1 protein-coding gene is annotated in these 861 nt (G+C 63.2%); it reads right to left on the bottom strand.

Going from position 1 to position 861, the window contains the following annotated elements; all coding sequences use genetic code 11:
- Positions 1 to 861 (bottom strand): ABC transporter ATP-binding protein (locus AC1DYF_RS40300; RefSeq protein WP_477884543.1); only part of this gene is annotated, 861 nt, incomplete at both ends.

Here is an 861-nt window from a genome sequence, read left to right on the forward strand (position 1 = left end):
CCGGCGCTCGGAATTCAAATTCACGGCCAGCAGTTCTCCGGGCTGGGTAGTCAAGCGCTGCTTGGAGACGATCGTGATCTCATGTCCCGCCAGGCGGGCGGTGACGTGTGTTTCCGATCCCGTCGGTTCGACGACAAGAACCTCGGCGGGCACTGCGCCGTCACCGCCGATGGTGATGTCGTCCGGGCGGATGCCGTAGGAAATCTCCATCGCGGCAGTCACGCCGGTGACGGCGGGGACGGGCGCGATGCCGGCCACCAACAGGCCCGCTTCCGTTGTCCTGGCGGGCAGAATGTTCATCGCCGGGCTGCCCATGAAGGTGGCGACGAAGAGGTTGGCGGGGCGGTCATAGAGTTCGAGCGGCGTGCCGATCTGCTCGACGCGGCCGGCATTCATCACCACGATCCTGTCGGCCATGRTCATGGCTTCGATCTGGTCATGGGTGACGTAGACGATGGTCGATTTCAGCCGCTGATGCAGCGCCTTGATCTCGGCCCGCATTTTCACCCGCAATTTGGCGTCGAGATTCGACAAAGGTTCGTCGAACAGGAAGACTTTCGGATGGCGSACGATGGCGCGGCCCATGGCGACGCGCTGGCGCTGGCCGCCGGAAAGCTGTGCCGGCTTGCGGTCGAGGAGCTGSGTGAGTGACAGGATTTCCGCCGCCTTCGCCACTTCCGACTTGATTTCCGCCTTGCTGCGGCCGGCGAGTTCCAACGCAAAGCCCATATTCTGCGCCACCGTCATCTGTGGATAGAGCGCATAGTTCTKGAACACCATGGCGATGTCGCGATCCTTRGGCTCCAGGTCGTTGACACGCCGTCCGTCGATGGCGATGTCGCCGGCGGTCACCGTTTCCAG

This window comes from Rhizobium sp. P2_G9, assembly GCF_056403475.1.